Origin of the sequence: Mycobacterium noviomagense, from assembly GCF_010731635.1 — a bacterium.
Taxonomy (GTDB): Bacteria; Actinomycetota; Actinomycetes; order Mycobacteriales; family Mycobacteriaceae; genus Mycobacterium; species Mycobacterium noviomagense.
In genome coordinates, this window is record NZ_AP022583.1 from 3489792 (window position 1) to 3516175 (window position 26384).

General features: G+C 66.2%; 27 protein-coding genes. 23 read left to right on the plus strand and 4 right to left on the minus strand.

The features are described from left to right. Positions 1–71: 71 nt before the first annotated feature. The 6 genes from G6N15_RS16505 (at position 72) to G6N15_RS16530 (ending at position 6981) form a co-directional block, all read left to right on the plus strand. On the plus strand, positions 72–1046 hold the full coding sequence (locus tag G6N15_RS16505) for a bifunctional riboflavin kinase/FAD synthetase (protein ID WP_083087686.1): 975 nt from the start codon (positions 72–74) through the stop codon (positions 1044–1046). 152 nt (positions 1047–1198) lie between these two features. After that, complete coding sequence (gene rpsO, locus G6N15_RS16510; protein WP_083087687.1) at positions 1199–1468, plus strand: 30S ribosomal protein S15; 270 nt, start codon at positions 1199–1201, stop codon at positions 1466–1468. A gap of 8 nt (positions 1469–1476) precedes the next feature. Next, the gene (lppU, locus tag G6N15_RS16515; RefSeq protein WP_083087688.1) at positions 1477–1974 is read left to right on the plus strand and encodes an LppU family putative lipoprotein; all 498 of its coding nucleotides are present in this window, start codon (positions 1477–1479) and stop codon (positions 1972–1974) included. Between the two features lie 325 nt (positions 1975–2299). Next, complete coding sequence (locus G6N15_RS16520; protein WP_083087689.1) at positions 2300–4630, plus strand: polyribonucleotide nucleotidyltransferase; 2331 nt, start codon at positions 2300–2302, stop codon at positions 4628–4630. After that, on the plus strand, positions 4608–5954 hold the full coding sequence (locus tag G6N15_RS16525) for a M16 family metallopeptidase (protein ID WP_083087690.1): 1347 nt from the start codon (positions 4608–4610) through the stop codon (positions 5952–5954). The genes G6N15_RS16520 and G6N15_RS16525 overlap by 23 nt, the downstream gene beginning before the upstream one ends. 4 nt (positions 5955–5958) lie before the next feature. Then, positions 5959–6981 (plus strand): nitronate monooxygenase, encoded by a 1023-nt coding sequence (locus tag G6N15_RS16530; RefSeq protein ID WP_083087691.1) that lies wholly within the window; start codon positions 5959–5961, stop codon positions 6979–6981. A gap of 2 nt (positions 6982–6983) precedes the next feature. Here G6N15_RS16530 and ald read toward each other — a convergent pair whose 3' ends face one another. Continuing rightward, the gene (gene ald, locus G6N15_RS16535) at positions 6984–8099 is read right to left on the minus strand and encodes an alanine dehydrogenase (protein ID WP_083087743.1); all 1116 of its coding nucleotides are present in this window, start codon (positions 8097–8099) and stop codon (positions 6984–6986) included. A 104-nt stretch (positions 8100–8203) separates the two neighbouring features. Between ald and G6N15_RS16540 the strand changes: the two genes are divergently transcribed. The 7 genes from G6N15_RS16540 to G6N15_RS16570 all read left to right on the plus strand — a co-directional run bounded on the left by G6N15_RS16540 (position 8204) and on the right by G6N15_RS16570 (position 12187). Then, on the plus strand, positions 8204–8719 hold the full coding sequence (locus G6N15_RS16540; RefSeq protein ID WP_083087692.1) for an HTH-type transcriptional regulator AldR: 516 nt from the start codon (positions 8204–8206) through the stop codon (positions 8717–8719). 82 nt (positions 8720–8801) lie between these two features. Next, positions 8802–9026 (plus strand): hypothetical protein, encoded by a 225-nt coding sequence (locus G6N15_RS16545; RefSeq protein ID WP_083087693.1) that lies wholly within the window; start codon positions 8802–8804, stop codon positions 9024–9026. 16 nt (positions 9027–9042) lie between these two features. Beyond that, the gene (locus tag G6N15_RS16550; protein WP_139797833.1) at positions 9043–9333 is read left to right on the plus strand and encodes a hypothetical protein; all 291 of its coding nucleotides are present in this window, start codon (positions 9043–9045) and stop codon (positions 9331–9333) included. A gap of 89 nt (positions 9334–9422) precedes the next feature. After that, the gene (locus tag G6N15_RS16555) at positions 9423–9728 is read left to right on the plus strand and encodes an RNA 2'-phosphotransferase (RefSeq protein ID WP_139797834.1); all 306 of its coding nucleotides are present in this window, start codon (positions 9423–9425) and stop codon (positions 9726–9728) included. After that, entirely contained in the window at positions 9725–10885 is a 1161-nt protein-coding gene (locus G6N15_RS23320; RefSeq protein WP_232070258.1) for a hypothetical protein, read from the plus strand. The genes G6N15_RS16555 and G6N15_RS23320 overlap by 4 nt, the downstream gene beginning before the upstream one ends. 10 nt (positions 10886–10895) lie before the next feature. After that, complete coding sequence (locus G6N15_RS16565) at positions 10896–11456, plus strand: LpqN/LpqT family lipoprotein (RefSeq protein WP_083087696.1); 561 nt, start codon at positions 10896–10898, stop codon at positions 11454–11456. Then, a complete protein-coding gene (locus G6N15_RS16570) occupies positions 11456–12187 on the plus strand; it encodes a hypothetical protein (protein ID WP_083087697.1) in 732 nt (243 codons plus the stop codon). The genes G6N15_RS16565 and G6N15_RS16570 overlap by 1 nt, the downstream gene beginning before the upstream one ends. 77 nt (positions 12188–12264) lie before the next feature. On the opposite strand, the gene G6N15_RS16575 is transcribed toward G6N15_RS16570, so the two are convergent. Next, positions 12265–13644 carry an HNH endonuclease signature motif containing protein gene (locus G6N15_RS16575; protein WP_083087698.1) on the minus strand — a complete coding sequence of 460 codons (1380 nt, stop codon included), beginning with the start codon at positions 13642–13644 and terminating at the stop codon, positions 12265–12267. A 142-nt stretch (positions 13645–13786) separates the two neighbouring features. On the opposite strand from G6N15_RS16575, the gene dapB reads away from it, so the two are divergent. The 10 genes from dapB to G6N15_RS16625 are packed head-to-tail and all read left to right on the plus strand — an operon-like array spanning position 13787 to position 24604. After that, positions 13787–14524 carry a 4-hydroxy-tetrahydrodipicolinate reductase gene (dapB, locus tag G6N15_RS16580; protein WP_083087699.1) on the plus strand — a complete coding sequence of 246 codons (738 nt, stop codon included), beginning with the start codon at positions 13787–13789 and terminating at the stop codon, positions 14522–14524. Then, on the plus strand, positions 14521–14985 hold the full coding sequence (locus tag G6N15_RS16585) for a tetratricopeptide repeat protein (protein ID WP_083087700.1): 465 nt from the start codon (positions 14521–14523) through the stop codon (positions 14983–14985). Before dapB ends, G6N15_RS16585 begins: the two co-directional genes overlap by 4 nt. Beyond that, positions 14982–15437: a flavodoxin family protein gene (locus G6N15_RS16590; protein WP_083087701.1), complete on the plus strand. Its 456-nt coding sequence runs from the start codon at positions 14982–14984 to the stop codon at positions 15435–15437. Before G6N15_RS16585 ends, G6N15_RS16590 begins: the two co-directional genes overlap by 4 nt. Positions 15438–15446: 9 nt before the next feature. Next, positions 15447–18632 (plus strand): acetyl-CoA carboxylase family protein, encoded by a 3186-nt coding sequence (locus tag G6N15_RS16595; protein WP_083087702.1) that lies wholly within the window; start codon positions 15447–15449, stop codon positions 18630–18632. A gap of 12 nt (positions 18633–18644) precedes the next feature. Then, the gene (locus tag G6N15_RS16600) at positions 18645–19466 is read left to right on the plus strand and encodes an SDR family oxidoreductase (RefSeq protein ID WP_083087703.1); all 822 of its coding nucleotides are present in this window, start codon (positions 18645–18647) and stop codon (positions 19464–19466) included. Positions 19467–19514: 48 nt separating this feature from the next. After that, positions 19515–20291: an SDR family oxidoreductase gene (locus G6N15_RS16605; RefSeq protein WP_083087744.1), complete on the plus strand. Its 777-nt coding sequence runs from the start codon at positions 19515–19517 to the stop codon at positions 20289–20291. Further along, positions 20284–21312, plus strand: coding sequence for a phosphotransferase family protein (locus G6N15_RS16610; RefSeq protein WP_372506486.1), 1029 nt, complete (start codon positions 20284–20286; stop codon positions 21310–21312). Before G6N15_RS16605 ends, G6N15_RS16610 begins: the two co-directional genes overlap by 8 nt. A gap of 12 nt (positions 21313–21324) precedes the next feature. Further along, a complete protein-coding gene (locus G6N15_RS16615; RefSeq protein ID WP_083087704.1) occupies positions 21325–22515 on the plus strand; it encodes an acyl-CoA dehydrogenase family protein in 1191 nt (396 codons plus the stop codon). Beyond that, a complete protein-coding gene (locus G6N15_RS16620; RefSeq protein WP_083087705.1) occupies positions 22512–23621 on the plus strand; it encodes an acyl-CoA dehydrogenase family protein in 1110 nt (369 codons plus the stop codon). Before G6N15_RS16615 ends, G6N15_RS16620 begins: the two co-directional genes overlap by 4 nt. Positions 23622–23623: 2 nt before the next feature. After that, positions 23624–24604 carry an aldo/keto reductase gene (locus tag G6N15_RS16625; RefSeq protein ID WP_083087746.1) on the plus strand — a complete coding sequence of 327 codons (981 nt, stop codon included), beginning with the start codon at positions 23624–23626 and terminating at the stop codon, positions 24602–24604. On the opposite strand, the gene G6N15_RS16630 is transcribed toward G6N15_RS16625, so the two are convergent. Next, complete coding sequence (locus tag G6N15_RS16630; protein WP_083087706.1) at positions 24579–25607, minus strand: TIGR03617 family F420-dependent LLM class oxidoreductase; 1029 nt, start codon at positions 25605–25607, stop codon at positions 24579–24581. The genes G6N15_RS16625 and G6N15_RS16630 overlap by 26 nt on opposite strands. 14 nt (positions 25608–25621) lie before the next feature. After that, positions 25622–26362, minus strand: coding sequence for an alpha/beta fold hydrolase (locus tag G6N15_RS16635; protein ID WP_083087707.1), 741 nt, complete (start codon positions 26360–26362; stop codon positions 25622–25624). Positions 26363–26384: the final 22 nt, after the last annotated feature.

A 26384-nucleotide genomic window follows, 5' to 3' on the forward strand; every position in this document is an offset into this window, starting at 1 on the left:
GCTGGACGCAGGCGCGGCGCACGCACTCCCAGGCGCCGCCGCACACTGCCCAGAGCCGTAGGCTTGCGATTGTGCAACGGTGGCGGGGACAAGACGAGATCCCCACGGACTGGGGCAGATGCGTACTCACGATCGGCGTGTTCGACGGGGTGCACCGCGGACACGCCGAACTGATCGCGCACGCGGTCAAAGCCGGCCGGACACGCGGGGTGCCGACAGTGCTGATGACCTTCGACCCGCACCCGATGGAAGTGGTCTTCCCCGGCAGCCATCCGGCGCAGTTGACGACACTGGCCCGCCGCGCCGAGCTGGTCGAGGAGCTCGGTATCGACGTATTTCTGGTGATGCCCTTCACCGCCGATTTCATGAAGCTGACCCCTGAGCGCTACGTCCACGAGCTGCTGGTCGAGCACCTGCACGTGGTGGAAGTCGTGGTGGGGGAGAACTTCACCTTCGGCAAGAAAGCTGCCGGCACCGTGGACACCCTGCGACGGGCCGGGGAGCGGTTCGGCTTCGCGGTCGAGGCGATGTCGCTGGTGGCCGAGCGCCACGACAGTGAAACCGTGACGTTTTCCTCTACCTATATCCGCTCCTGCGTCGACGCGGGGGATGTGGTGGCTGCGGCAGAGGCTTTGGGTCGGCCCCATCGCGTCGAAGGTGTGGTGGTCCGCGGCGACGGGCGCGGCATGCAGCTGGGCTTTCCCACCGCCAACGTGGCGCCGCCGGTGTATTCCGCCATCCCGGCCGACGGGGTCTACGCCGCCTGGTTCACCGTGCTGGGGCACGGGCCGGCGACCGGCACCGTCGTGCCAGGTGAGCGCTACAAAGCCGCCGTGTCGATCGGCACCAACCCGACGTTTTCGGGGCGCACCCGCACGGTCGAGGCATATGTCCTCGACGCCACCGCCGACCTGTACGGGCAGCATGTGGCGCTGGACTTCGTGGCGCGCATCCGCGGACAGCGCAAGTTCGAATCGGTGCGCGACCTGGTCGCCGCGATGAACGACGACACCGACCGGGCCCGCACGCTGCTGGCCACGGGCTAGATTTCCGCTGCTAGACTTCCCGGCGACACGGTGCGTGCTGCAGTTCGCGGCGGCCGCGCCTGATCGTGGCGATCGCAAGCGCGGCATTGCCGGGCGCAGCGGGTCGCCACGCGATAACTGAAACTCGCGGACCGAATGATGGAGAGAAATTCGTGGCGCTGACAGCCGAGCAGAAAAAAGAAATCCTCAACACCTACGGCCTGCATGAGACCGATACCGGGTCTCCCGAAGCGCAGGTCGCGTTGCTGACCAAACGTATCGCCGACCTGACCGAGCATCTGAAGGTCCACAAGCATGACCACCACTCGCGGCGGGGATTGCTGCTGCTGGTGGGACGGCGCCGCCGCCTACTCAAATACGTGGCCCAGATCGATGTGGAGCGCTACCGCTCGCTCATCGAGCGGCTGGGTCTGCGTCGCTGACCTAGCCGATGCGCACCCTGGCCGCGGCGGCCGTCACGGCAATCGCACTTACCCTGTGCGGATGCTTTCCCGCGGCCAACACCGCCGACCTGCGGGTAGGCGACTGCCTGCGGCTCGCCGGCACCGCCCAGCGGCCGGTGGCCACCAAGGTGGCCTGCGGTAGCCGGACGTCCAACTTCAAGGTGGCAGCCACGGTCCCAAGCCGCGAGCAGTGCCCGGGCGACGTCGACTCCTCTTATTCGATGCGCACCGGATTCCGCGACTCCGGCAACACCGCCTGTCTGGATGTCGACTGGGTCGTGGGCGGCTGCATGAGTGTCGACCCGCGGCACACGACCGACCCCTTCCGGGTGGACTGCAATGACAAGTCCGTGCCGCACCGCCAGCGCGCCACCCAGATTCTCACCGGCCTGAGGGACCCGGTCAGCGTCGACCAGTGCATCAGCGGCGTGGGTTACGCCTACGCGCAGCGCGGATTCGCCGTGTGTGTCGAAGACGTCACCTAGCGCCCCAGCCCACCGCGCCCGGTTTGGTCAGAAGCTGCAGCTAGGCGGTGTAGAGTAGGGGCGTTCTGGGCCGTATCGGTCCGAGCAGGTGCGGTCGCGCAATCCGCGCGCACCGTCCCAGCGGGTCACGACAGGACCACCAACGAGAGAAGGTCGAGTCTGTATCGGACGGTCTTCGGTAGTGGCGGCCGGGCTTGTACCGGCCGCTTCGATCGACGGCCGTAGCCGCATCCAGGCTGAGTATCTCCAGGTTTTCCCTGGTCCCTCCGGGTTTTGCGTGACCTCGCGAAACAGCTGAATACCCAGAGAGGCTGCACGGACGTTCATGTCTGTCACAGAAATTGAAGAGGGCGTGTTCGAGTCGACCGCCGTCATCGACAACGGAAGCTTCGGCACCCGCACCATTCGTTTCGAAACCGGCCGGTTGGCGTTGCAGGCCGCCGGCTCCGTCGTCGCCTACCTCGACGAGGAGAACATGCTGCTGTCGGCGACCACTGCCGGCAAAAACCCCAAGGAGCAGTTCGACTTCTTCCCGCTCACGGTCGACGTCGAGGAGCGCATGTATGCCGCCGGGCGCATCCCCGGCTCGTTCTTCCGCCGGGAGGGCCGACCCTCCACCGATGCGATCCTGACCTGCCGGCTCATCGACCGTCCGCTGCGCCCGTCGTTTGTCGACGGGTTGCGCAACGAGATCCAGGTCGTGGTGACGATCCTGAGCCTGAATCCCGACGAGCTCTACGACGTGCTGGCGATCAACGCCGCGTCGGCGTCCACCCAGCTGGGCGGGCTGCCGTTCTCGGGTCCCATCGGCGGCGTCCGGGTCGCGCTCATCAACGGCACCTGGGTGGCGTTCCCGACCGTCGAGCAAACCGAGCAAGCGGTGTTCGACATGGTGGTGGCCGGCCGGGTCGTGGGCACCCACGACGGCAAATCCGACGTCGCGATCATGATGGTGGAAGCCGAGGCCACCGAAAACGCCATCGAACTGATCAACGGCGGTGCGCAAGCGCCGACGGAAAGCGTTGTCGCTGAAGGCCTCGAGGCTGCCAAGCCGTTCATTGCCACACTGTGTGCCGCCCAGCAGGAACTCGCCGACGCCGCCGCGAAGCCGACCAGTGACTACCCGTTGTTCCCCGACTACGGCGACGACGTCTACTACTCGGTGGCCTCGGTGGCTACCGACGAGCTGTCCGCCGCCCTGACCATCTCCGGCAAGGCTGAACGCAACAACCGCACGGACGAGATCAAGGTCGAGGTGTTGCAGCGGCTCGCCGACACCTACCCCGGTCGGGAAAAAGAACTCAGCGCTGCGTTTCGGGCGCTCACCAAAAAACTTGTGCGCCAACGCATCTTGACCGACCATTTCCGCATCGACGGCCGCGGCATCACCGACATCCGCGCGCTGTCCGCTGAAGTCTCGGTGGTGCCACGGGCGCACGGCAGCGCGCTGTTCGAGCGCGGCGAGACCCAGATTCTCGGCGTCACCACGCTGGACATGATCAAGATGGCCCAGCAGATCGACTCGCTGGGACCCGAAACCACCAAGCGCTACATGCACCACTACAACTTCCCGCCGTTCTCCACCGGAGAGACCGGCCGGATCGGCTCGCCCAAGCGGCGTGAGATCGGGCATGGTGCGCTGGCCGAGCGGGCGTTGATCCCGGTGCTGCCGTGCGTCGAGGAATTCCCGTACGCGATCCGCCAGGTTTCGGAAGCGTTGGGCTCCAACGGTTCGACGTCCATGGGGTCGGTGTGCGCGTCCACGCTGGCGCTGCTCAACGCCGGGGTGCCGCTCAAGGCGCCGGTGGCCGGCATCGCGATGGGCCTGGTGTCCGACGACGTCGAGGTTGACGGCCGCACCGAGCGCCGCTTCGTCACGCTGACCGACATCCTGGGCGCCGAAGACGCGTTCGGCGACATGGATTTCAAGGTCGCCGGCACACGCGACTTCGTCACCGCGTTGCAACTGGACACCAAGCTCGACGGGATTCCGTCACAGGTGCTCGCCGGTGCGCTTTCCCAGGCTCGCGACGCCCGCTTGACGATCTTGGAGGTCATGGCCGAGGCCATCGACTCACCCGACGAGATGAGTCCGTACGCACCGCGGGTCACCACCATCAAGGTGCCGGTCGACAAGATCGGCGAGGTGATCGGGCCCAAGGGCAAGATCATCAACGCGATCACCGAGGAAACCGGCGCGCAGATCTCCATCGAAGACGACGGCACCGTGTATGTCGGTGCCACCGACGGGCCGTCCGCGGAGGCCGCGATCGAGCGCATCAACGCGATCGCCAACCCGCAGCTGCCCAAGGTCGGCGAGCGGTTCCTCGGAACCGTGGTCAAGACAACGGATTTCGGCGCGTTCGTGTCGTTGCTGCCTGGACGTGACGGCCTGGTGCATATCTCCAAGCTCGGCAAGGGCAAGCGCATCGCCCGGGTCGAGGACGTCCTGAACGTGGGCGACAAGCTGCGAGTGGAGATCGCCGACATCGACAAGCGGGGCAAAATTTCGTTGATCCCGCTCGGCGACGACGAATCCGCCGATCGTGCTGCCAGTTCGGGGGCCGCCTCTCCCGATGCGTCGGCTCCTCAGCGGGCCGGTGACCGGCCCGCATCGTCGCCGACGGAAACCGATGCCGCGACGGCCAGTAGTTAAGGCGGGCGCCCTGCGCCGGGGCCAGCAGAGCGGCGAGCTTTCAACCGCGCTACGGCGCACGACACTGCCCGGCGGTCTGCGCGTGGTGACCGAATACCTGCCTGCGGTGCGGTCCGCGTCGGTCGGTGTGTGGGTCGGTGTCGGCTCGCGTGACGAGGGATCCACCGTCGCCGGGGCCGCTCACTTCCTGGAGCACTTGTTGTTCAAGTCAACGCCGACTCGCACGGCGGTCGACATCGCGCAGGAGATGGACGCCGTCGGCGGGGAGCTGAACGCGTTCACCGCCAAGGAGCACACCTGCTATTACGCGCATGTGCTCGACAGCGACTTGGAGCTGGCGATCGAGCTGGTTTCCGATGTGGTGCTCAACGGCCGCTGCGCCGCCGAGGATGTCGAGCTGGAACGCGATGTCGTGCTTGAGGAAATCGCGATGCGCGACGACGATCCCGAGGACACTCTGGCCGATCTGTTCTTGGGTGCCTTGTTCGGTGACCACCCGGTCGGTCGACCGGTGATCGGCACTGTGCAATCGGTGTCGGCGATGACGCGCGCTCAGCTGCACTCGTTTCATCTGCGCCGCTACACACCCGAGCGGATGGTGGTCGCGGTGGCCGGCAATGTCGACCACGACGAGGTGGTGGCGTTGGTGCGCGAACATTTCGGACCGCGGTTGATCCGCGGGCGCCGGCCGGTGGCGCCGCGCAAAGGCACCAGCCGGGTGACCGGGCGCCCGCGCTTAGCCGTGGCCAACCGCGACGCCGAACAAACCCATATGTGTCTGGGCGTGCGCACGCCGGGCCGGCATTGGCAGCATCGCTGGGCGCTGTCGGTGTTGCACACCGCGCTCGGCGGCGGCTTGAGTTCGCGGCTGTTCCAACAGGTTCGCGAAACCCGGGGGCTGGCCTATTCCGTCTACTCGTCGCTGGACATTTTTGCCGACAGCGGAGCACTGTCGGTATATGCCGCCTGCCTGCCCGAGCGATTCGGTGAGGTGGCGCGGGTGACGTGCGACGTACTGGATACGGTGGCACGCGACGGCATTACCGAGGCCGAGTGCCGGATAGCCAAGGGGTCGTTGCGCGGCGGGTTGGTGCTCGGCCTGGAGGATTCGGGTTCGCGGATGAACCGCATCGGCCGCAGCGAACTGAACTACGGCGAGCACCGCAGCATCGAACGAACGTTGCAAGAGCTCGACGACGTCACCGTCGACGAGGTCAACGCGGTCGCGCGCCGGCTACTCCGCAAATCCTATGGTGTCGCGGTTCTGGGACCGTATCACTCGAAACGAGCGGTGCCCCAACAGCTTCAAGCAATAGTACAGTAACCCCATGGTCTTGGGCTTCTGGGATCTCGACGTACCGGTGGTCGGGGCGCCGATGGCCGGCGGTCCTGGGACGCCGGCATTGGCGGCCGCGGTGACCAATGCCGGCGGCCTTGGTTTCGTTGCCGGCGGATACCTGACCGCGGAGCGCTTGGCCGACGACATCGCGGCAGCCCGCGCGGCCACCACGGGCCCGATTGGGGTCAACCTGTTCGTGCCGCAGCCCAGCGTCGCCGACTACATGCAGTTGGACCGCTACGCAGACGAACTCGACGAGATCGCCGAGCACTACGAGGTCGAGGTCGGTCAGCCCCGTTTCGGTGATGACGACGGCTGGCTGGACAAGCTCGACGTGATCGCCGAGGTCCGGCCTGAGGTGGTGTCGTTCACCTTCGGTGCCCCGTCCCCGGATGTGCTGCGGCGGTTGGGCGCACAGGGGATCTTGCTATTCGTCACCGTGACGTCGACCTATGAGGCCGGGATAGCCGTGGCCGCCGGAGCGGACGGCCTGGTGGTTCAGGGTCCGGATGCCGGTGGGCACCGCGGCACGTTTGCGCCGGACATGAGCCCGGGCACCGAGTCGTTGGGTGAACTGCTGGGCCGAATCCGCGCCGCGCACGATGTTCCGCTCATCGCTGCGGGCGGTCTGGGTACCGCCGAGGACGTCGCCGGTGTGCTGAACAGGGGAGCGGTCGCCGCGCAGGTCGGCACCGCGCTGCTGTTGAGTGACGAAGCGGGCACCAGCGCTGCGCATCGCACCGCGCTTCAGAACCCGCAATTCGGCAGAACGCTGGTGACTCGGGCGTTTTCGGGGCGCTACGCGCGCGGACTGGAAAATGACTTCACCCGTCTGCTCGATGACGTCGCGCCGCTGGGTTATCCAGAGGTCAACCACATGACGTCGCCGATCCGCAAGGCTGCCGCCGCCGCTGACGACCCACATGGGATGAACCTTTGGGCTGGAACGGGATTCGCGGCCGCCCGCTCCGGGCCGGCCGCGGAAATCGTCGCAACACTCGGCGACGTGTGACATCAGCCGAGCGCTGTCGCCGGATCGGTGAATGCCAGATTCAGGTCGGCGGCAACCTGCCGGGACAGCAGTGCACCGTCATGCGTCGAAAGTCCTTTGGCCAGTGCGGGATCGGACTGGCATGCGGCTTGCCAGCCGTGGTCGGCGAGCTTGAGCACATACGGCATGGTCGCGTTGGTCAGCGCAGACGTCGACGTCTTGGGCACCGAAGCCGGCATGTTCGTGACGCAGTAGAACACCGCGTCATGCACCACGAAGGTCGGATTGTCGTGCGTGGTCGGCTGTGAGTCGTCGAAGCAGCCACCCTGGTCGATGGCGATGTCTACCAGCACCGCGCCGGATTTCATCTGTGCGACAAGGGGATTCGACACCAGTTTTGGCGCTTTGGCGCCGGGCACCAGGACTGCTCCGATCACCAGGTCGGCGCGCTTGACGACGTCTTCGAGATCGTAGGCCGAGGAGTATCGGGTGCGGACTTGGCCGCGGAACGCAGCGTCGACTTTCCGCAATTTGTCGATGTTGATATCGAGGACCGTGACGTGGGCGCCCATGCCGCTGGCGACCCGTGCGGCGTTGTAGCCGGCGGTGCCGCCGCCGATCACCGCGACATCGGCCGGCTCGACGCCGGGAACACCACCCATCAACAGGCCGCGACCGCCGTGGGTGCGCATCAAATGGTAAGCGCCGACTTGGGCGGAGAGCCGCCCGGCGATCTCGCTCATCGGCGCCAAGAGCGGCAGCTCGCCGTCGGCGGTTTGTACCGTCTCGTAGGCGATCGACGTGATTCCCGATGCCAGCAGCGCTTCGGTGCATGACCGCGAGGCCGCCAGGTGTAGGAAGGTGAACAAGGTCTGACCGCGCCGCATGTGGGCGTACTCGACGGGGGTGGGCTCCTTGACCTTGAGCACCAGGTCGGCAGCCGGCCATACCTCCTCGGCACTGCTCACGAGTTGCGCGCCTGTTGCCTTGAAATCGGTGTCTGCGATGGCCGAGCCCTCGCCCGCACCGGCCTGGATGAGTACCTCGTGGCCGCGACGCGTGAGTTCCGCGACGCCGGCAGGGGTGATGGCAACCCGAAATTCGTTGTTCTTGGTCTCGGTCGGGATACCGACACGCATGGTCGCTCCTTGCCAGAGCTCGGTGAAAAAGACCTCCTTCAATTGTGAAGAAAGTTCGGCAGCTCCGCTAATCCTGCTGTGGATAATTCTCTAGACTGCCCCGTATGCCTGCAGATTTGACTGATCGAGCACACGTTGGGGGTGCGGCAGCGAAGGATATTCGGCCAGTTGATCTCGATGCCGTGGACCGCAAAATCTTGAGTCTGCTCCACGCCGATGCCCGGATCACCAACAGCGCGCTCGCGGAGAAGCTGGGTCTCGCCCCGTCGACCTGTCACGGCCGGGTTCGACGTTTGCTGGAGCTCGGTGTGATCCGCGGGTTTTACACCGACCTGGATCCAGTCGCCATTGGGTTGCCGTTGCAGGCGATGATCGCGGTCAACCTGCAATCCCATGCCCGCGGCAAGATCCGCAGCTTCATCCAGCAGATCCGGCGCAAGCCGCAGGTGATGGACGTCTATTTCTTGGCCGGCCCCGACGATTTCATCCTGCACGTCGCGGCCCGCGACACCGAAGACCTGCGGTCGTTCGTAGTGGAGAACCTCAATGCCGATGCCGACGTCGCGGGCACCCAGACATCACTGATCTTCGAGCATCTACGCGGGGGAGCGCCGATCTAGAGGATGTGAAAGTCGACCGCGGCTTCAGAATGGTCGTTAACGTAAAGGCTGTCTGTAGCTTGGCTCAACTGGAAGCGGGTTCATGCTCAACTTGCTCGAACGCGTGTTGAACTTTCAGCTCACGGTCGTCGAACTCGCCTGCGGCGCACTGCTATTGGGTGCGCCGTACCTCGCGGTCGGCATTGTCTGGGCCAGCACCCACACCGCTTACTTGGAACAACTGCAGGGTCTGCGGCTGATGGTCTCCCTATTCGGATCAATCGCGCTGTGGCCGGCACTCGCGTTCGGCGGCGTCTGCCTGACCTAATCGGCGAGGACTCCTGATGCCCATGCACGGTTCGCCCGACCACGACCTCCCCCATCCCGGGCAGACGCCCTATCTGCTCACGATGTTGCGTCGCCTGGTGAACTCTCAAGTCAGTATCGGCGCCTTGCTCGAGATGGGTTTGCTAGGTGCGATCCCCTATCTGGTGGTCGGCGCGATCGTCGCCGGCGCGCACGATGAGGGACTGCGTCAAGCGCAGGTCGAGCAGGGGCACGACGCATTGGTGACCTTAGTGGCGGCACTCATTTCGTGGCCGGTATTGCTGTTCTCTCACTCCTGCGCGACGTGAGGCGGTAGGCGCTGAGCGGCAGCGCACGTGTACACCGGCGATAACCAACATCGCTACAATCCGCCGTAGTCATGGTGGGAGGTGAGCTGATGGCAGCGGAGTTTGTCAACGTCGACCCGGTGGCGGTGGCGGCGGGCAGCACCCACCTGGAAGCCTCGGTGGGCGACGCCGCGCTTGCCTTCATCGTTCACGAGGACCAGCTGGCTGATGCCGCGCCGGGCTGGATCGGCGAGTCGGCTAAGGCGCTGTCGGAAGTGATGGCGCGCTGGGAGACCCGTCACACCGAGCACAAGCGCCGTGTCGGTGGGCTGTCGTACCACATGGCCACGGCGGGGACAGCCTTCAGCGCCAACGAGGGACACAGCGCGCAGGAATTTTCGGCGCTCGAGCCGTGAGCGACCTGACTCCCGACGACGTGCGTCGGTGGGACGCCGCCGCGGTGCTGAAGGTATTCCAGGTCGCCACCAACCGGGCAACGACCCTGGGCGTGTTCGGGGAGAACGTGGGCCAGACGGGTCAGCTGCTTGCCGAGTGGCAGGGCGAGGCGGGTTCGGCGTTTCACAGCAGCCTGGGCAGGCTGCGCACCGATATCGACAAAGACGGCCACGAGTCGACGCACGTGGCCGCCGCGGTGGGCACGGCCTCGGCGGACGTACAAACCTGCAAGGCAATGATGAGTGCGATCGATGAGAGCGCCAAGACACTGGGCTTCACCATCACCGAGGAATGGAAGGTTACCGGTGGGCCGGAGGAAGCTGAGCTACAGCGCCAGATGCTTCAAACCGATCTCGACACGGTGAAGGTCAAGGCGCACACCACCGACCACGAACTTGCCACCGCGATGCGCGCCGCCGTCGGCGACGGCGAGCTCGGTACCGACGGTGGCGCTGGCGCCAACTCTCCGCCGCGCAAGCAGACCGGTGAGCAGCCGACCGCGAACGGTACGGCCCAAAGCGCTGGAGCCGACGGTGGCGCTGCGCGATTGCCGTCAACTCCGACGCCGGCAACGGCCGACCACCCCGGCGAGGGTTCCGGGCTCGCCGTGACGAAGGGGGATGTGGCGATCGGGGGTGCGGGTGCGGTGGCCGGTGGTACCGCCGAGGGTGTGCGTCAGACGACGCTCAAGGCGATCAACGAATCCCCTGGCACGGGGCCCGGTAAGGCTGATCCCGGCCTGTTGAAGTGGTTTGAGAATCCAAAGGTCGGCGGATTCGAACTGAAGGGATTCTCGCGCATCGGCGGGGTGGTTGGTGCGGCCAGCGCTGTACCCGCGGTCATGTCCGACATCCATGACGGAAACTCGGTGGCCGAGGCCGTCACCCGCGAGGGCGCAGGTGTCGCCGCCGGGCTGTGGGCTGGCGCGGAGACGGGTGCGCTGATCGGTTCGGCGTTTCCCGGGGCAGGGACCGCGGTTGGTCTGGTGGTCGGCGCCGGTGCCGGAGCAGTCGCCGCCTTCGTGGCATCTAAGGGGGTCGAAGCGGCGTGGCATCCGGTCGCGGATGCGGTCGGTACTGCGGTGCACGGCGTGGAGTCGATCTTTAGTCTCGGGTAAGGCGACGGCGATGCGATTCGATGAGTACACAGAGAAGCATGGCCTCGCTGTCTCACCGGTCGACGAGTTCGCCGGTTTCATCGTTGAGGTGGGGGTACCGCCGGGCTGGGAGCCCTTTGATTCGGCCCCCGGTGTGCGAGTGTGGGCGTGGCGCGACGATCCGTGCATCGACGTGTTTTGTGCCAACGCGGTGTTGACAATGCATCGCGTGAAGGCTCCCCTGAACCCCGCTGAAGTGTTCGCGATGCTGGCCGAGCAGCAGTTGCAGTCGGCGCCGGGATGTCATGAGGTACGCCGCGAAATGAGCCCGGGCGGTGAATCTGTCGGGGTTCAGGCATTACTCGCAATGCAGATCACTCATGAGCTCGGCACCATCGACAGCGCGTCACAGTCCCGGATCATCACGGCTGGCCATGAGACGCTGATCGCGCAACTGACGGTAACCGCGCGACACGATTCACCCGTCGACCGGTCACATGTCCGGCTGACCGTCCGGAGGGGTGCCGCGGCCGGTCCAGCGCCGTCCGGTCACCAACGCGCCCCGGTAATCGCAACGCGAGATGATCACTGATGGCCGGCGGCAGGAGGAAAAGCCGTCGGAGGCCCGTGCTCCGTTACGCCTTCGGCGGCGCCCTGTGCCTGTTGGCGGGCATCAATGTGCTGATTGGGTCGCCTTGGTACCTATGCCTCGGCATTGCTGTGACCGGCGGCATCATCCTCGTCGGGCAGCGCCGAATTTTCCGTGCCGCGGTCAGCCGCTCCGGGAACGAGATTATCTGCCGCTACATTCCCTGGTTTGAGGGCAACGCGTACGGCGCGCTAGTGCTGGTTCCCCTCATGGGGGTCGCCGCTGTTGCGGCGGGGTTCGCACCCGGCAATCCGGGGTGGCTACGGCCGGTCGGCATCATCATCTTGGGTGTGACCCCGCTGACCGTCTACGGCATCGTTCGGATGTGGCGTCGATGTCTTCTCCGTATCACCCCGTCGACCCTGATTTTCCGTTTGGCCGAGCGCGGTAGTCAATTGACCGAAATCCGCCGTGAGCTGGTCGAGTCGGTCGAGCCCAAGCTCACCCCGCAGCCGGTGAGTGGTCAGTGGTTGCAAGTCGCAATCACCTACCGCTCGGTGGAGGTGGGCGGTGACACCAGCAAGACGGTGGTACTCGGCCTGCGACTGACGGTTCAACCGATGAACCTTCTCAACGCACTCTTGGTCTGGAAAGACGGCGTCTACGAAAACCCAAGCGAGTTATTAGATCGGGTCGAACTCGTGCTTAGAGGCCGCTCAATGGCCGGCGTGTGACCGCGTCACGCGGCCGGTTTCGCCCTTTGAGGGCATGGTTCGGGAATCACCTTTCGCACTGACCCTGCTGAGTACCGCTATGGGTCGTCCTGCACGTCTTCTTCTCGCCCGAAGTAGCGTTCGGGGTGGTGGTAGTTGTTGGTTGTGGGTTGGCCGTGGTCGAGGTGGGGTGGGGGAATCCATTGGGTTTGGCCGTTGGCGAGTTTGATGGTGCGCCAGCCGTTTTCGGCCAGGGTGTGGTCGGGGTGGCAGGCCAGGGTGAGCTTGTCGATGTTGGTGTGCCCGCCGCGCGCCCAGTCTTCGGTGTGGTGGACTTCGCACCAGTAGCCGGGCACATCGCATCCGGGTGCCGTGCAGCCGCGATCTTTTGCGTACAACACCACTCGCTGGTCCGGTGAGGCGATGCGTTTGGTGCGGCCCAGATATAGCGGGCGGCTATCGTGGTCGTCGAAGACGGCCAGATAGTGGTAGGCGTGGGCGGCCATGCGGATCAGGTCGCGCATCGGCAGCAGGGTTCCGCCGCCGGTGATTGCGTGCCCGGTGCCGGCGCTCAGTTCCTTGAGCGTGGTGGACACGATCACTGTGACCGGCAATCCGTTGTGCACGCCGAGGTTGGGGTCGCCCAGCTGGCCCCGCACGAGCGCGTTGAGGGCGTCGTGTTGACGCTGGGCATGGCTGCGCCGATCCTTGCTCGCTGCCTCGTCTTCGGGTTGGCCGCTGACGCAAGGGGTTTCGTCGTCGGGGTTGCACATGCCGGGGGCGGCGAACCGGGCCAGCCAGGCATCGAGGTTGGCGCGCAGTTCGGGGGAGGCTATGAGTTTGCCGATGCTCATCCCGTCGCGGCGTTGCGCGCACCAGGTGAAGCCGCGTTGGCGGGCCCGATCAGTGTCGGAGAATTTGCCGTCGGGGTTGATCAGGACCGCGTATCGGTCGGCTAGCTTGTCGAGTTGGTCGGGGCGTAGGTTGGCGGCCTGCTCGGCCAAGAACCGCTCGGCCTGCTCGACGGTGGTCGCCGGGGTGATTTCGGGCAGGTCGCGCACGAAGCTTTGAATGACGCGCAGATGCTGCTCATCGAGCACTCCGGTGCGCCACGCGTGTGCGGTGGCCGGTAGCTGCGGTGGCAGGGGTTGTCCGGTGAGCGTGCGGCGGGGGGCCAGCTGTTCGGCGTTGTGGATGCGTCGGCGGGCCTCGGTGCAGCTGATGCGCAGCCAGTCGGCGATGACCTTGTGGGGCACCCCGCCGATATCGGCAAACTCTTCTTTGGCCAGGCTCGCGATCAGGTCATGGCTGGCCACGGCTTGTTGGCGCCGTGAGGTCTCCAGCCGCTCCAAGGCGCGCAGCCGCACCGCGGGCTCGTAGTTGTCGAAGTTCAACTCGCGAACCCGGGCCACCGCCGCCTCGAGCGCCTCTAAGGCGGCCGTCACCTCCGGCGGAGCAGCCAGGCAAGTCGAACTCATGTTCGAGATAGTAGCCGCGCCCCCCGACATCGATCACCGCCCAAGCCACCTTTGGTCGGTTTGTCCACAGTTCCGCGTTTATCCCCAGGCCTGCGGCCCGCTACCATCCCGACCCGCATCGTCACCGGGCTACGCTGCACCTATGCGGGTAGGCGTGCTGGGAGCCAAAGGCAAAGTCGGCTCGACCATGGTGCAGGCCGTGCAGGCCGCCGACGATCTGACGCTATCCGCCGAAGTCGACGCCGGTGATCCGCTCACTTTGTTCACCGACAGCCACACCGAGGTGGTCATCGACTTCACGCACCCCGACGTCGTCATGGACAACCTCGAGTTCTTGATCGACAACGGAATTCACGCGGTCGTCGGAACCACGGGCTTTACCGACGAGCGGCTCCAGCAAGTGCGCTCATGGCTGGCCGCCAAACCCGGCACCGCCGCGCTGATCGCGCCGAACTTCGCGATCGGGGCGGTGCTGTGCATGCACTTCGCCAAGCAGGCGGCGCCGTTCTACGACTCCGTCGAGGTTATCGAGCTGCACCACCCGCATAAGGCCGACGCCCCGTCGGGCACCGCCACGCGCACCGCCCAAATCATCGCCGAAGCACGAAAAGGCTTGCCGCCCAACCCCGATGCCACCAGCACGAGCCTGCCTGGCGCCCGCGGAGCCGAGGTCGACGGAATCCCCGTGCACTCGGTACGGTTGGCCGGACTGGTCGCCCACCAGGAAGTGCTACTGGGCATGGCAGGCGAAACGCTGACCATCCGCCACGACAGCCTCGACCGGACCTCGTTCGTACCCGGCGTCCTGCTGGCGGTGCGCCACATCAAGGAACGTCCCGGCCTGACGGTCGGCATCGAGCCCTTGCTCAACTTGCGATGACGAAATCCCCACGCGCCCTGCGCATCCAGCTGCTCATCGCGTTCATGTGCGCTGCGCTGCTGGTGTATCTTGTGCTGCTCACCCGGATCGCCGTCGTCTTGATCGGCTCCGGCCGAGGCGCCGCGATCGGTCTCGGGGTAGCGCTGCTGGTTCTGCCGGCAATCGGCCTGTGGGCCATGATCGCAACCCTGCGCGCCGGGTTCGCCCACCAGAAACTCGCCCGCCTCATTGCCGACGACGGAATGGAACTCGACGTCAGCGCATTGCCACGACGGCCGTCCGGCCGCATCGACCGACAGGCCGCCGACGTCTTGTTCGACACCGTCCGCGCCGAAATCCAAGACAATCCGGACGACTGGCGGCGCTGGTACCGGTTGGCCCGCGCCTACGACTACGCCGGTGACCGCGGCCGCGCACGCGAAGCCATGAAAAAGGCCGTCCAGCTGCAGGGCGGACGATGAGCAAAACTCTTCTGGTTGTTCACCACACGCCGTCGCCCGCCACGCGTGAACTGCTCGAGGCCGTACTCGCCGGCGCCAACGACCCGGACATCGAAGGCGTCGACGTGGTGGTCCGCCCGGCGCTGGCCGCCACCGTCCCGGACATGCTCGAGGCCGACGGCTACCTTTTCGGGACTACTGCCAACCTCGGGTACATGTCGGGAGCGCTCAAGCACTTCTTTGACACCGTCTACTACCCGAGCCTCGACCACGTCGCGGGCCGGCCGTACGGCCTGTGGGTGCACGGCAACAACGACACCGTCGGCGCCGCAACGGCTGTCGAAAAAGTGGCCACCGGACTGTCGCTGACCAAAGCCGCCGACGTACTGGAAGTCGTCGGCGGCATCGACGCCGCGGTGCGTGAGCGGGCCTATGAGCTGGGCGGCACGCTGGCCGCCACACTGATGGAGTGACGGAGCCACATGACGCTGCTGATCGCCAACCGCGGCGAGATTGCACTTCGAATCATCCGCACCGCAATAGAACTGGGCATCGACACCGCCGCGATATACGCCGAGGACGACGCCGACAGCCCGCATGTGCACGCGGCCGACGAAGCGATCGGCTTGCCGGGCGCCGGCCCCGCCGCGTACTTGGATCATGCCGCGGTCCTGGCGGCAGCCAAAAAGTCCGGGGCCTCAATGATCCATCCAGGCTACGGATTCCTCAGCGAGGACGCCGCATTCGCGCGGGCCTGCGCCGCCGCGGGATACCGGTTTGTCGGCCCCGATGCCGACCTGCTCGAGCTGTTCGGTGACAAGTCCGCGGCCCGCCGCGCTGCGATCGACGCGGGGGTGCCGGTGCTGGCCGCGACCGACGGGCCCAGCAGCCTCGAAGACGTTCACGCGTTTTTCGCCATACACGGCGGCGCGATCATGATCAAAGCGCTTGGCGGTGGTGGAGGCCGTGGGCTTCGGGTAGTCCGCAGCGCAGACCAGATCGACGATGCCTACCGCCACTGCGCCGCCGAAGCGCAACTCGGATTCGGCAAGCGCGCCGTCTTCGCCGAGGCATTGTTCGACGACGCACGCCACATCGAGGTGCAGATCGTCGCCACCGGGCCGCATGCTCTCGCGCTCGGCGACCGCGACTGCAGCGTCCAGCGGCGCTACCAGAAGCTCGTCGAAATCGCGCCTGCACAAGCACTTTCAGACGAGACGCGCCGCGCCCTCCACGAAAACGCAGCGCGGCTGTTTGGCCAGCTCAACTACCGCGGGCTGGCCACCGTCGAATTCCTGGTTGCCGGCGATCGTTTCGTGTTCCTCGAAGTCAATCCACGAATCCAAGTGGAGCACACCGTCACAGAAGAGGTCACGGGGATCGACCTGGTGGCGACCCAACTCGCCATCGCCGACGGCGCCGCGTTCGAGCAGCTGGGTCTTCCCGCCGGAATCACCGCTCACGGCACAGATGTCACGGGCGAGCCAGGGTTGGCGCGGGGAATCGCGATCCAGACCCGCGTGAATATGGAGACGATCGACACTGACGGATCGGTGATACCGACCGCGGGCACCCTGACCGCATTCACGCCACCCAGCGGCCCCGGGGTGCGCGTCGACACCTACGGCCGGCCCGGGCTCACTCCCAGTCCGCGCTACGACTCACTGCTGGCCAAAGTGATCACCCATGTGCACGGGACGTCGTTTCCGGCGGTCCTGCGCAAGGCGCGAACAGCGCTGGCCGACTTCAGCATCGAGGGCATCGGAACCAACAGCTCGCTGCTGCGAGAAATCCTGTCCACCAACGACATTCAATCCGGCGCTGTCACGACAGGCTTTCTCGACGCCAAGCTTCCCGAGTTGGCAGCTACCGCGATGGCCCGCCAATCGGAGATTCGAGTTATCACGCCCGAGCTGTATCCGGGTGAAGGAGTGCTGCGCGCACCGATGGCCGGCACCGTGATCGAGGTCGCGCCCGAAGGCGCCGAATTTGCTGCGGGCGGGCCGGTGGCGGTGCTGGAGGCGATGAAGATGCAGCACGCGCTCGCCGCGCCGGACGCCCTCCGCACTGTTCGTAACCTCGTGATGCCCGGGCAGGTCGTCGGAACCGGTGATCCGTTGGTGGTATTCAGTCGCACCGGCGCGGATACCGACGCCAGCACGGCCGCCGAACAGGACCTGGACCGGCCACGGGCCGACCTCGACGAGGTGCGGCACCGACACCTCCTCACCCTCGACGAAGCGCGACCCGAGGCAGTAACCAAGCGGCACAAACAAAACCGCCGCACCGCGCGGGAGAACATCGCCGATCTGGTCGACCCGGGCAGCTTCGTCGAGTACGGCGCGCTCGCGATCGCCGCGCAGCGCAGCCGCCGCTCGGAAGAAGACCTGATCGCCAACACGCCCGCCGACGGGCTTGTCGCAGGCCTTGCGACCATCGGCGGGGCTGAGGCGGTGGTGTTCTCCTACGACTACACGGTGCTCGCGGGCACGCAGGGCATGCGCAACCACGCCAAAACCGATCGGGTCTTGGAGCTGGCCGCACGCAAGCGGGTGCCGGTGGTGCTGTTCGCCGAAGGCGGCGGAGGACGCCCGGGTGACACCGACCTCGGCAACATCGCCGGGCTCGACGTGCCGACCTTCCGCACGCTGGCTGCGCTGAACGGCCAAGTGCCGCTGGTGTCGATCGTGTCCGGGCGCTGCTTCGCCGGCAACGCCGCGCTGGCCGGAGTGTGCGACGTGGTCATCGCGACCCCCGACGCCAACATCGGCATGGGCGGACCGGCGATGATCGAAGGTGGTGGGCTTGGCGTGTACCGGCCCGAGGACATCGGCCCAATCGACGTGCAGCGACGCAACGGCGTGGTCAGCCTGGTCGCCCATGATGAAGCGCACGCGGTGTCGCTGGCGAAGCAGTACCTGTCGTATTTCCAAGGCAGCATTGGGGATTGGGAGGCCCCTGATCCGCGGCTCGCCCGCCATGTGGTGCCGGAGAATCGGCTGCGTGCTTACGACGTCCACCGGGTAATCGAATCAGTCGTGGACGTCGGCTCCGTCCTCGAGCTGCGCCCCGACTACGGGGTCGGCGTGGTGACCGCGCTGGTCCGGGTCGAGGGTGTGGCATATGGGTTGGTAGCCAACAGCAGTCACCATCTGGGCGGAGCCATCGACGCCGAGGCCGCCGACAAGACCGCGGATTTTTTCAACCTGTGCCAATCATCGGGTCTGCCGATCATCTCGCTGTGCGACACACCGGGATTCATGGTGGGCCCCGACGCGGAGAAGGAAGCAGCCGTCCGGCGGTTCGGCCGCCTGTTCGTCGTTGGCGCGCGACTGACCGTGCCGCTCGGAATGATCGTCGTGCGCAAGGGATATGGGCTGGGTGCAATGGCCATGGCGGGCGGGTCATTCCATGCGCCGGACTTCACCGTTGCCTGGCCGACCGGCGAGATCGGCGGAATGGGGCTGGAAGGCGCGGTGCGGCTCGGTTTCCGCAAGGAGCTGGCCGCCGTCGCTGACCCGGCCGAGCGGCAACAGCTGTTCGAGAAACTGGTCGAGGCGGCCTATCAGCACGGCAAAGCGCTGACCTCGGCCACGACCTTCGAACTCGATGACGTCATCGATCCCGCCGACTCCCGGGCGTGGATCACCCGGTTAGCCCGTCGCTGAAAGGACTCAACGGTGAAAGTCGACCAGAAGATTGCCATCGTCACCGGCGGTGGCGGCGGCATCGGGGGCGCACTGGCCACGAGACTGGCGCGCGAAGGCGCGCGGGTCGTCGTCGCCGACCTGGACGCCAAAGCCGCGGATGCGGTCGCCGAACAAGTCAACACCCAGCGGTCCGGTGCCGCGGTCAGTACGGGCGCCGACGTATCCGACACCGCCGAGATCCAGCGGCTGATCAAGCTCGCGGAAACGGAATTCGGCCCCGTCGATATGTATTTCGCCAACGCCGGCATCACCGGCGCCGCCGGCCTCGACGTCAGCGAAAACGATTGGGACCGAAGCCTCGACGTCAACCTGCGCGCACACATCCGTGCCGCGCAATTGCTCGTGCCCGGCTGGGCGGAGCGCGGCGAGGGCTACTTCGTCAGCACCGCGTCGGCGGCCGGCTTGCTTACCCAACTGGGCTCGGCCACCTACTCGGTCACCAAGCACGCGGCGGTCGGCTTCGCCGAGTGGCTCAACGTCACCTACGGCGACAAGGGAGTCCAGGTGAGCTGTCTGTGTCCCATGGGGGTGAACACCAAACTGCTCTACTCCGGCGAACAGTCGGGCGATCCGCTGGGCGATCTCGCCACCCGCGCGGTCACCACCGCAGGTGCCGTGCTGGAGCCGGAAGCCGTCGCCTACAGCGTGCTGGCGGCCATCGAGGAGGAGCGGTTTTTGATCCTTCCCCATCCGGAAGTGCTGGACATGTACCGTCAAAAGGCCGCCGACTATGACCGCTGGCTGCGCGGTATGCGCCGCTACCAGCGCAGCCTGTTAGGAGACACGCGATGACCGCGCTGTCGACGATGCAGAGCGAAGCGATGAGGAGGAGCAGCGCACATGAGCACTGAAGACTTCACCGGCCGCACCGCGATCGTTACCGGTGCTTCGCGCGGGATCGGGCTGGCGGTCGCGCAGCGACTGGCCGAGGGCGGGGCCAATGTGGTGCTGACGTCACGCAAGCAGGAGAATGCGGACGCGGCCGCCGCACAGGTCGACGCTAATGCTATCGGCGTCGCGGCCCATGCCGTCGAAGAAGCTGCGGCACAACGCTGTATCGACCTGGCACTGGAACGATTCGGCAGCATCGACATCCTGGTCAACAACGCGGGAACCAACCCGGCTTTCGGTCCGCTGATCGAGCAGGACCACGGCCGTTTCGCCAAGGTTTTCGACGTCAATCTGTGGGCGCCGCTGTTGTGGACGTCGCTGGCCGTCAAGGCGTGGATGGGTGAGCACGGCGGCGCCATCGTCAACACGGCGTCGATCGGCGGCATGCATTTTGCGCCGTACATGGGCATGTACAACGCCACGAAAGCCGCGCTGATCCACGTCACAAAGCAACTCGCGCTGGAGCTTTCACCGCGAGTCCGCGTGAACGCCATCTGCCCGGGGGTGGTGCGCACCCGCCTCGCGGAGGCGCTGTGGAAGAACAACGAAGACGCTTTGGCGGCCACCACGCCGCTGGGCCGCGTCGGCGATCCGGTCGACGTTGCCGGCGCGGTCGCGTTCCTGGTCTCCGACGCCGCGAGCTGGATCACCGGCGAGGCCATGGTGATCGACGGCGGCCAGCTCCTTGGCAACGCGCAGGCGTTCCGGACCGGCTCTGGTGACTAGCGCGGTCCTCGGCATCGAACCAGTGGCTATCGGCGACTGGCTCGAACAGCTCGGGATCGCGTTCACCGGCCCGTTGAGCTTCGAGCGGCTCGGGCTGGGACAGTCGAACCTGACCTACCTGGTGCGCGACGCCGAGAACCGCGAGTGGGTGCTGCGCCGCCCGCCGTTAGGACAGTTGTTGGCGTCGGCGCACGACGTGGCGCGCGAGGCGCGGATTCTGTCCGCGCTGCAGGACACGCCGGTGCCGACGCCGAAGGTGTACGGGCTGACCCGCGACGCCAACCAGGTGCCGCTGCTGTTGATGGAGTACGTCGACGGCCTGGTGATCGACCGGATGGAAAAAGCGGAATCGCTGACTCCCCAGCGCCGCAGACAAATCGGGCTCTCGATGGCGAAGACTCTGGCCAAGATTCACGCCGTCGACATCGACGCAGTCGGCCTGGCCGATCTGGCCAGCCACAAACCTTACGCCCAGCGTCAGCTCAAACGCTGGGCCGGACAATGGCAGCTGTCGAAAACCCGGGAGCTGCCCGACCTCGACGAGCTGACCCGACGGCTGATCGCCGCCGCGCCGCAGCGACAGGAACTGACGTTGGTGCACGGCGACTTTCATCTGCGCAACGTCATTACGTCGCACACGACCGGAGAAGTGGTTGGCGTCTTGGACTGGGAGCTGTCCACACTCGGTGAGCCGTTGGCCGACATGGGCAGCTTGCTGGCGTACTGGCCCGAACCGGGAGAGGACGAATGGGCCGGAAGCTTCGCCGCCGCTGCGCTCGAAGGGTTCCCGGACCGCGCCGAAATGACAGCGGTGTATCTGGCCGAAACCGGGCGTGATGCGCAGACATTGAAGTATTGGCATGCCTTGGGGCTGTGGAAGGTTGCGATCATCGCCGAGGGCGTGATGCGCCGCGCCATGGACGAACCCAAGAACAAGGCCCCCGCGGGCACGCCGACTGTGCAACGAATCGACGCGTTGGTCCGCAAGGCTCGCGAAGTAGCCGAGGACGCTGGAATCTGAACGGAGAGCGACATGAGCACTGATATCGCCGAAGACCTCGACTCGCGGGTGCGGACACTGCTCGAGCAACACGACCCTGCGACCAGCGATCCGCGGGAGTTCCTCGGCGCACGTTTCGACGCAGGGCTGGCATGGGTGCACTTCCCTCCCGGCTGCGGGGGACTGGACTTGCCGCGGACGTTCCAGCGCCGCGTCGAAAGCCAACTGGCCGCGGCGGGCGCGCCGCCGCCCGGTGGGGGACGAAACATCATCGGAATGGGCATGGCGGCTCCGACGATCGCTGCGTTCGGAACCGACGAACAGAAGCGAACGTTCCTGCGCCCGCTCTACACCGGCGAACACCTTTACTGCCAGCTGTTCAGCGAACCGGGCGCCGGATCGGACCTGGCGGGGCTGGCCACCCGGGCCGTGCGCGACGGTGACGACTGGATCGTCAACGGGCAGAAGGTATGGACCTCAATGGCGCAGCACGCCCAGATGGCAATCCTTGTCGCGCGCACCGATCCGACAGTGCCCAAACACCAAGGGCTGACGTATTTCCTGTGCGACATGACCGACCCCGGCATCGAGATCCGGCCGCTGCGGCAGATTACCGGCGAGGCCGAGTTCAACGAGGTGTTCCTCACAGACGTCCGGGTACCCGACGCCAACCGGCTCGGCCCGGTGGGCGGCGGCTGGAAGGTCGCGACCACCACCCTCAACAACGAGCGGGTCGCCATCGGCAACAGGCCCGGAGTTCCCCGCGAAGGGGGAATGATCGGCAAGGTCGCCGAAGCCTGGCGTAACGAACCGCAGCTGCGCAACTCCGCGATGCACGACGACCTGATGCGACTGTGGGTGGAAGCCGAGGTCACCCGGCTAACGGGTGAGCGGCTGCGCCAGCGACTCGCCGCCGGGCAGCCCGGACCCGAGGGCGCGGGAATGAAGATAGCTTTCGCCCGTCTGGCGCAAGCGATTTCGGGATTCGAGCTGGAACTGCACAAGGAAGCCGGGTTGCGCTACGACGACTGGACCATGCGCCGACCGGAAACGGTCGACCTGACCGGGCGAGAGCCGGGATATCGCTACCTACGCGCGCGCGGCAATTCGATCGAGGGTGGCACGTCGGAGATTCTGCGAAACACCATCGCCGAACGGGTTCTTGGCCTGCCGCCTGAACACCGCGTCGACAAAGAGGTCGCCTGGAAGGACCTGGACCGATGAACTCAGACCTGCTGTACTCCGACACCGAGGAAGCGCTGCGCGACAGTGTCCGCCAGCTACTCGCCGACCGGTGCCCGCCGGAAGCAGTGATGCGCTTGTATGACCCTGGGCCGCCGGATTTTTCGGGTGTGTGGAAGGAGCTCGCCGCAGACCTTGGGGTAGCGGGATTGTTGGTGCCCGACGAGCTGGGCGGTGCCGGGGCGAGCGCTCGAGAGGCTGCCGTGGTGCTGGAGGAGATCGGCCGGGCCGTAGCCTCGGTGCCGTACTTGTCCAGCGCGGTACTCGCGACCGTCGCGCTATTGCAGGCCGGCGAAACCGACACCCTCACGGGCCTGGCCACCGGTGAGGTCACCGCGGCGCTGGCAGTGCCGCTGTCCACCGCGCCGGGCGACTCGGTAACCGGCGTCAGCACAGGTGCTGGCGGCCTGACCGGAGAGGTCACCAGCGTTGCGGGCGCAGCCGAAGCCGACGTGCTGGTGGTACCGGCAACAGGGCCTAACGGACTCGAACTGCACACCGTTTCGTGCGCCGATGCGGGAGTAGAGGTGTCGCCCATATTGGCGCTCGATATGACCAGACCCCTTGCGAACGTTCGGTTTTCGGGGGCGTCGTCGTCTCTGGCCGGTACAGGGTCGGCGGAAGCGGCGCTCGAGGCGGCGCTGCAGACTGGTGCGGCGCTGCTGGCCTCCGAGCAGCTCGGCGTCGCGCAGTGGTGTTTCGACACCACTCTCGACTACATCAAGCAGCGCAAGCAGTTTGGCCGTGCGATCGGGTCATATCAGGCGATCAAGCATCGGATGGCCGATCTGTGGCTGGAAGTCAGCTCCGCTGCCGCGGCAGCCCGCTACGCCGCCGACACCTGCGCGCGGAGCGATCTCGACGCTGCCGTCGCCGCGGCCATGGCGCAGACCTACTGCAGCGATGTGGCGGTGCATGCCGCCGAGGAATGCATTCAGTTGCACGGCGGCATCGGAATGACCTGGGAATACCCCGCGCATCTGTACCTGAAGCGGGCGAAAAGCGATCAGCTGGCGCTAGGCACCGGCTATCGGCATCGCGCCTGGCTGGCCGAACTGGTCGACCTGCCGCACGACGACAGGAGTTGACCATCGACAAGCGCATCCTCGGCGACGGCCTCGAAGTATCCGCCATCGGGTTGGGCTGCATGGGAATGAGCCGCGGCTACGGCCCGTCGGGACCCAGAGACGACATGATCGCGGTGATCCGCGCAGCCGTCGAGCGCGGTGTTACCTTCTTCGATACCGCCGAAGCTTACGGAGACAACGAAGAACTGGTCGGGGAGGCCCTGGAGCCGTTCGCGGGTCAAGTCGTCATTGCCACCAAATTCGGGTTCGCCTTTGAGGCGACCGGTAGCATCGCGGGCCTCAACAGCCGGCCAGAGAACATCAGGCAGGTCACAGACACGTCGCTGCAGCGGCTGCGCGTGGAGACCATCGATCTGCTCTACCAGCACCGTGTCGACCCACGAGTACCTATCGAGGACGTGGCCGGGACGGTCAAGGAGTTGATCCGGGACGGCAAGGTCAAGCATTTCGGCATGTCGGAAGCATCCGCCGAGATGATTCGGCGGGCCCACGCGGTCCAACCGGTCACGGCAGTGCAAAGCGAGTATTCGATCTGGTGGCGCGCGCCGGAGGCCGAAGTGCTGCCCACATGTGCGGAACTCGGCATCGGCTTCGTGCCGTACAGCCCGCTCGGGAAAGGCTTCCTCACCGGAAGTATCGGCGCAGAAACCGAATTCGACCGCACCGATATCCGCAACGCCATTCCGCGGTTCGCCACCGACGCCCGAGCCGCCAACCAGGCCGTGGTTGACCTACTGGAAACGATCGCGGCGCGCAAGCACGCGACACCCGGACAGATCGCGCTGGCCTGGCTGCTCGCGCAGCAACCGTGGATCGTTCCCATTCCCGGTACCCGCCGCCTCGAGCGGCTGGAGGAGAACATCGGGGCAGCCGACGTCGAGCTCACCGCCGACGACCTCCGCGAAATCGACGACGCGGCAACACAGATCACGGTGCAGGGCGCGCGCTACCCCGAATTCATGCAGCGGCTGATCGGCGGCTGATCCGTCGGGCCACCTCCCCATACCGCTCGACGCGATCCTCATCGGTCAGCGCGTTGTACAGCACCAACCGGGTGGCGGTGCCGGCGTATTTGTCGATCAGCGCGTCGGCCAAGCCGTCCCACGTCGATTCGGTGGCGAACACGGCGAGGTGCTTGTCGGTGATCTGGGCCGCCATGCCGGCGAAGTCGCCGGCCTTCTGCTTCTCTCGAATCCGAGCGGTCGTGCCCTCGAACCCGGCCTCGTCCCAGATGAACGCATAATTGGGCGTGCTTCCATAGAAGGCCAGGCTGGCTCGCACCTGTTCTCTTTCCTTGTCGCGCTCTTCGTCGGTGTCGCCGACGATCGTCATCGCCGGCACGATCACGGCGATGTCCGATGCGGGGCGCCCGGCCTTCTTCGCTCCTGCGGCGATGCCCGGCACGGCATGCCGGTTGAGGTAGCCGGGCTCGGCAATCGGATGGACATGCACGCCGTCAGCCACTTCGCCCGCCATCCGGAGCATCCACGGATTGACCGCCGCGACATCGACTTTGGGGTTGGGCGCGTCGATGGGTCCCGGGCTCCACTGGGGAGTAATGAAGTCGAGGTCGTAGAACTCGCCGTGGTGATCGAGCTTCCCGGTCCGAAACGCCGCGAAGCATGCCTTCACCGCGAGCACGTAATCGCGCAGCCGTGGTCCGGGCCGATCGAAGGCCACACCGTAGCGGCGCACGACGTGAGTGCGCACCTGTGTCCCCAGACCCAGCCGGAATTTCCCACCAGTTGCTTCGGCAAGTTCCCACGCCGTGGTCGCAGTGACGAAGGGACTACGCGGAAACGCCACCGCCACACCCGTCGACAACTCCAGCCCGGGCGCGGCCTGCGAGGCCACGGCGGCGTTGAGATAGGCGGTGCGGCCGGTCTCGGTAAACAGCAGACCGGAGAAGCCAGCCGACTGCGTTCGGCGGGCAAGGTCACCGATCTGGCCCAGCGGTCTGGGCGTCGTCATCGCGTCGACGTGCATGGTCGGCGCGCCGACTATCCGGACAGCTTGGCGCCGAAGAAGTCCCGCAACGCCGCCCAATGCCGCTCGGCGGCGGCCTCGTCATACGGTGGGTTGTCGGGAACCGCGAAGCCATGCGCGGCGGGATACGTCTCGATCGTGTGCTCCACGCCGGCGGCGGTCAACGCCTTGTCGAGCTGTTCGGCCTGCTCGGGCGTGAAGGAGCCGTCGTTCTCGGCTCCGGCGACGTACACCGCCGCCTGGATCTGGTCGGCCAGCAGATGCGGGCTGTCCGGGCTATCGGTCGCCAGGCCGCCCCCGTGGAAGGACGCCGCGGCCGCAACTCGATTGGGCTGACGACCCGCCACCACCAGCGATGTACGGCCACCCATGCAGTAGCCGCAGACACCGAACCGGTCGCCGCGAACCTCGTCGCGGCCGGCGAGGTAGTCGAAGAACGCACCGGCGTCGATGTCCATCTTGAGGGGCGTGACGCTGCCGATCATCGACATCAGCCGCTTGCGCTCCTCCGGATCGCTGAAGGCGGTCTTCATGTCGAACGGCTGCCAGTCGCCGTGGCGGTAGTAGACGTCGGGCAGCAGCACGGCGTATCCGAAGTCGGCCAGCTTGGCGGCCATCTGGTAGAAGGTGTCACGCACCCCGCCGGCGTCGGGGTACATGACTACTCCGGGCCAGGGGCCTTCGCCCTCGGGGGTGAACAGGTGGACGGTGCAGGTGCCGTCGTTGGTGGTGATGGTGTCGGTGATGTGCGGCATGGCTACCGTTCTACTACCTCGA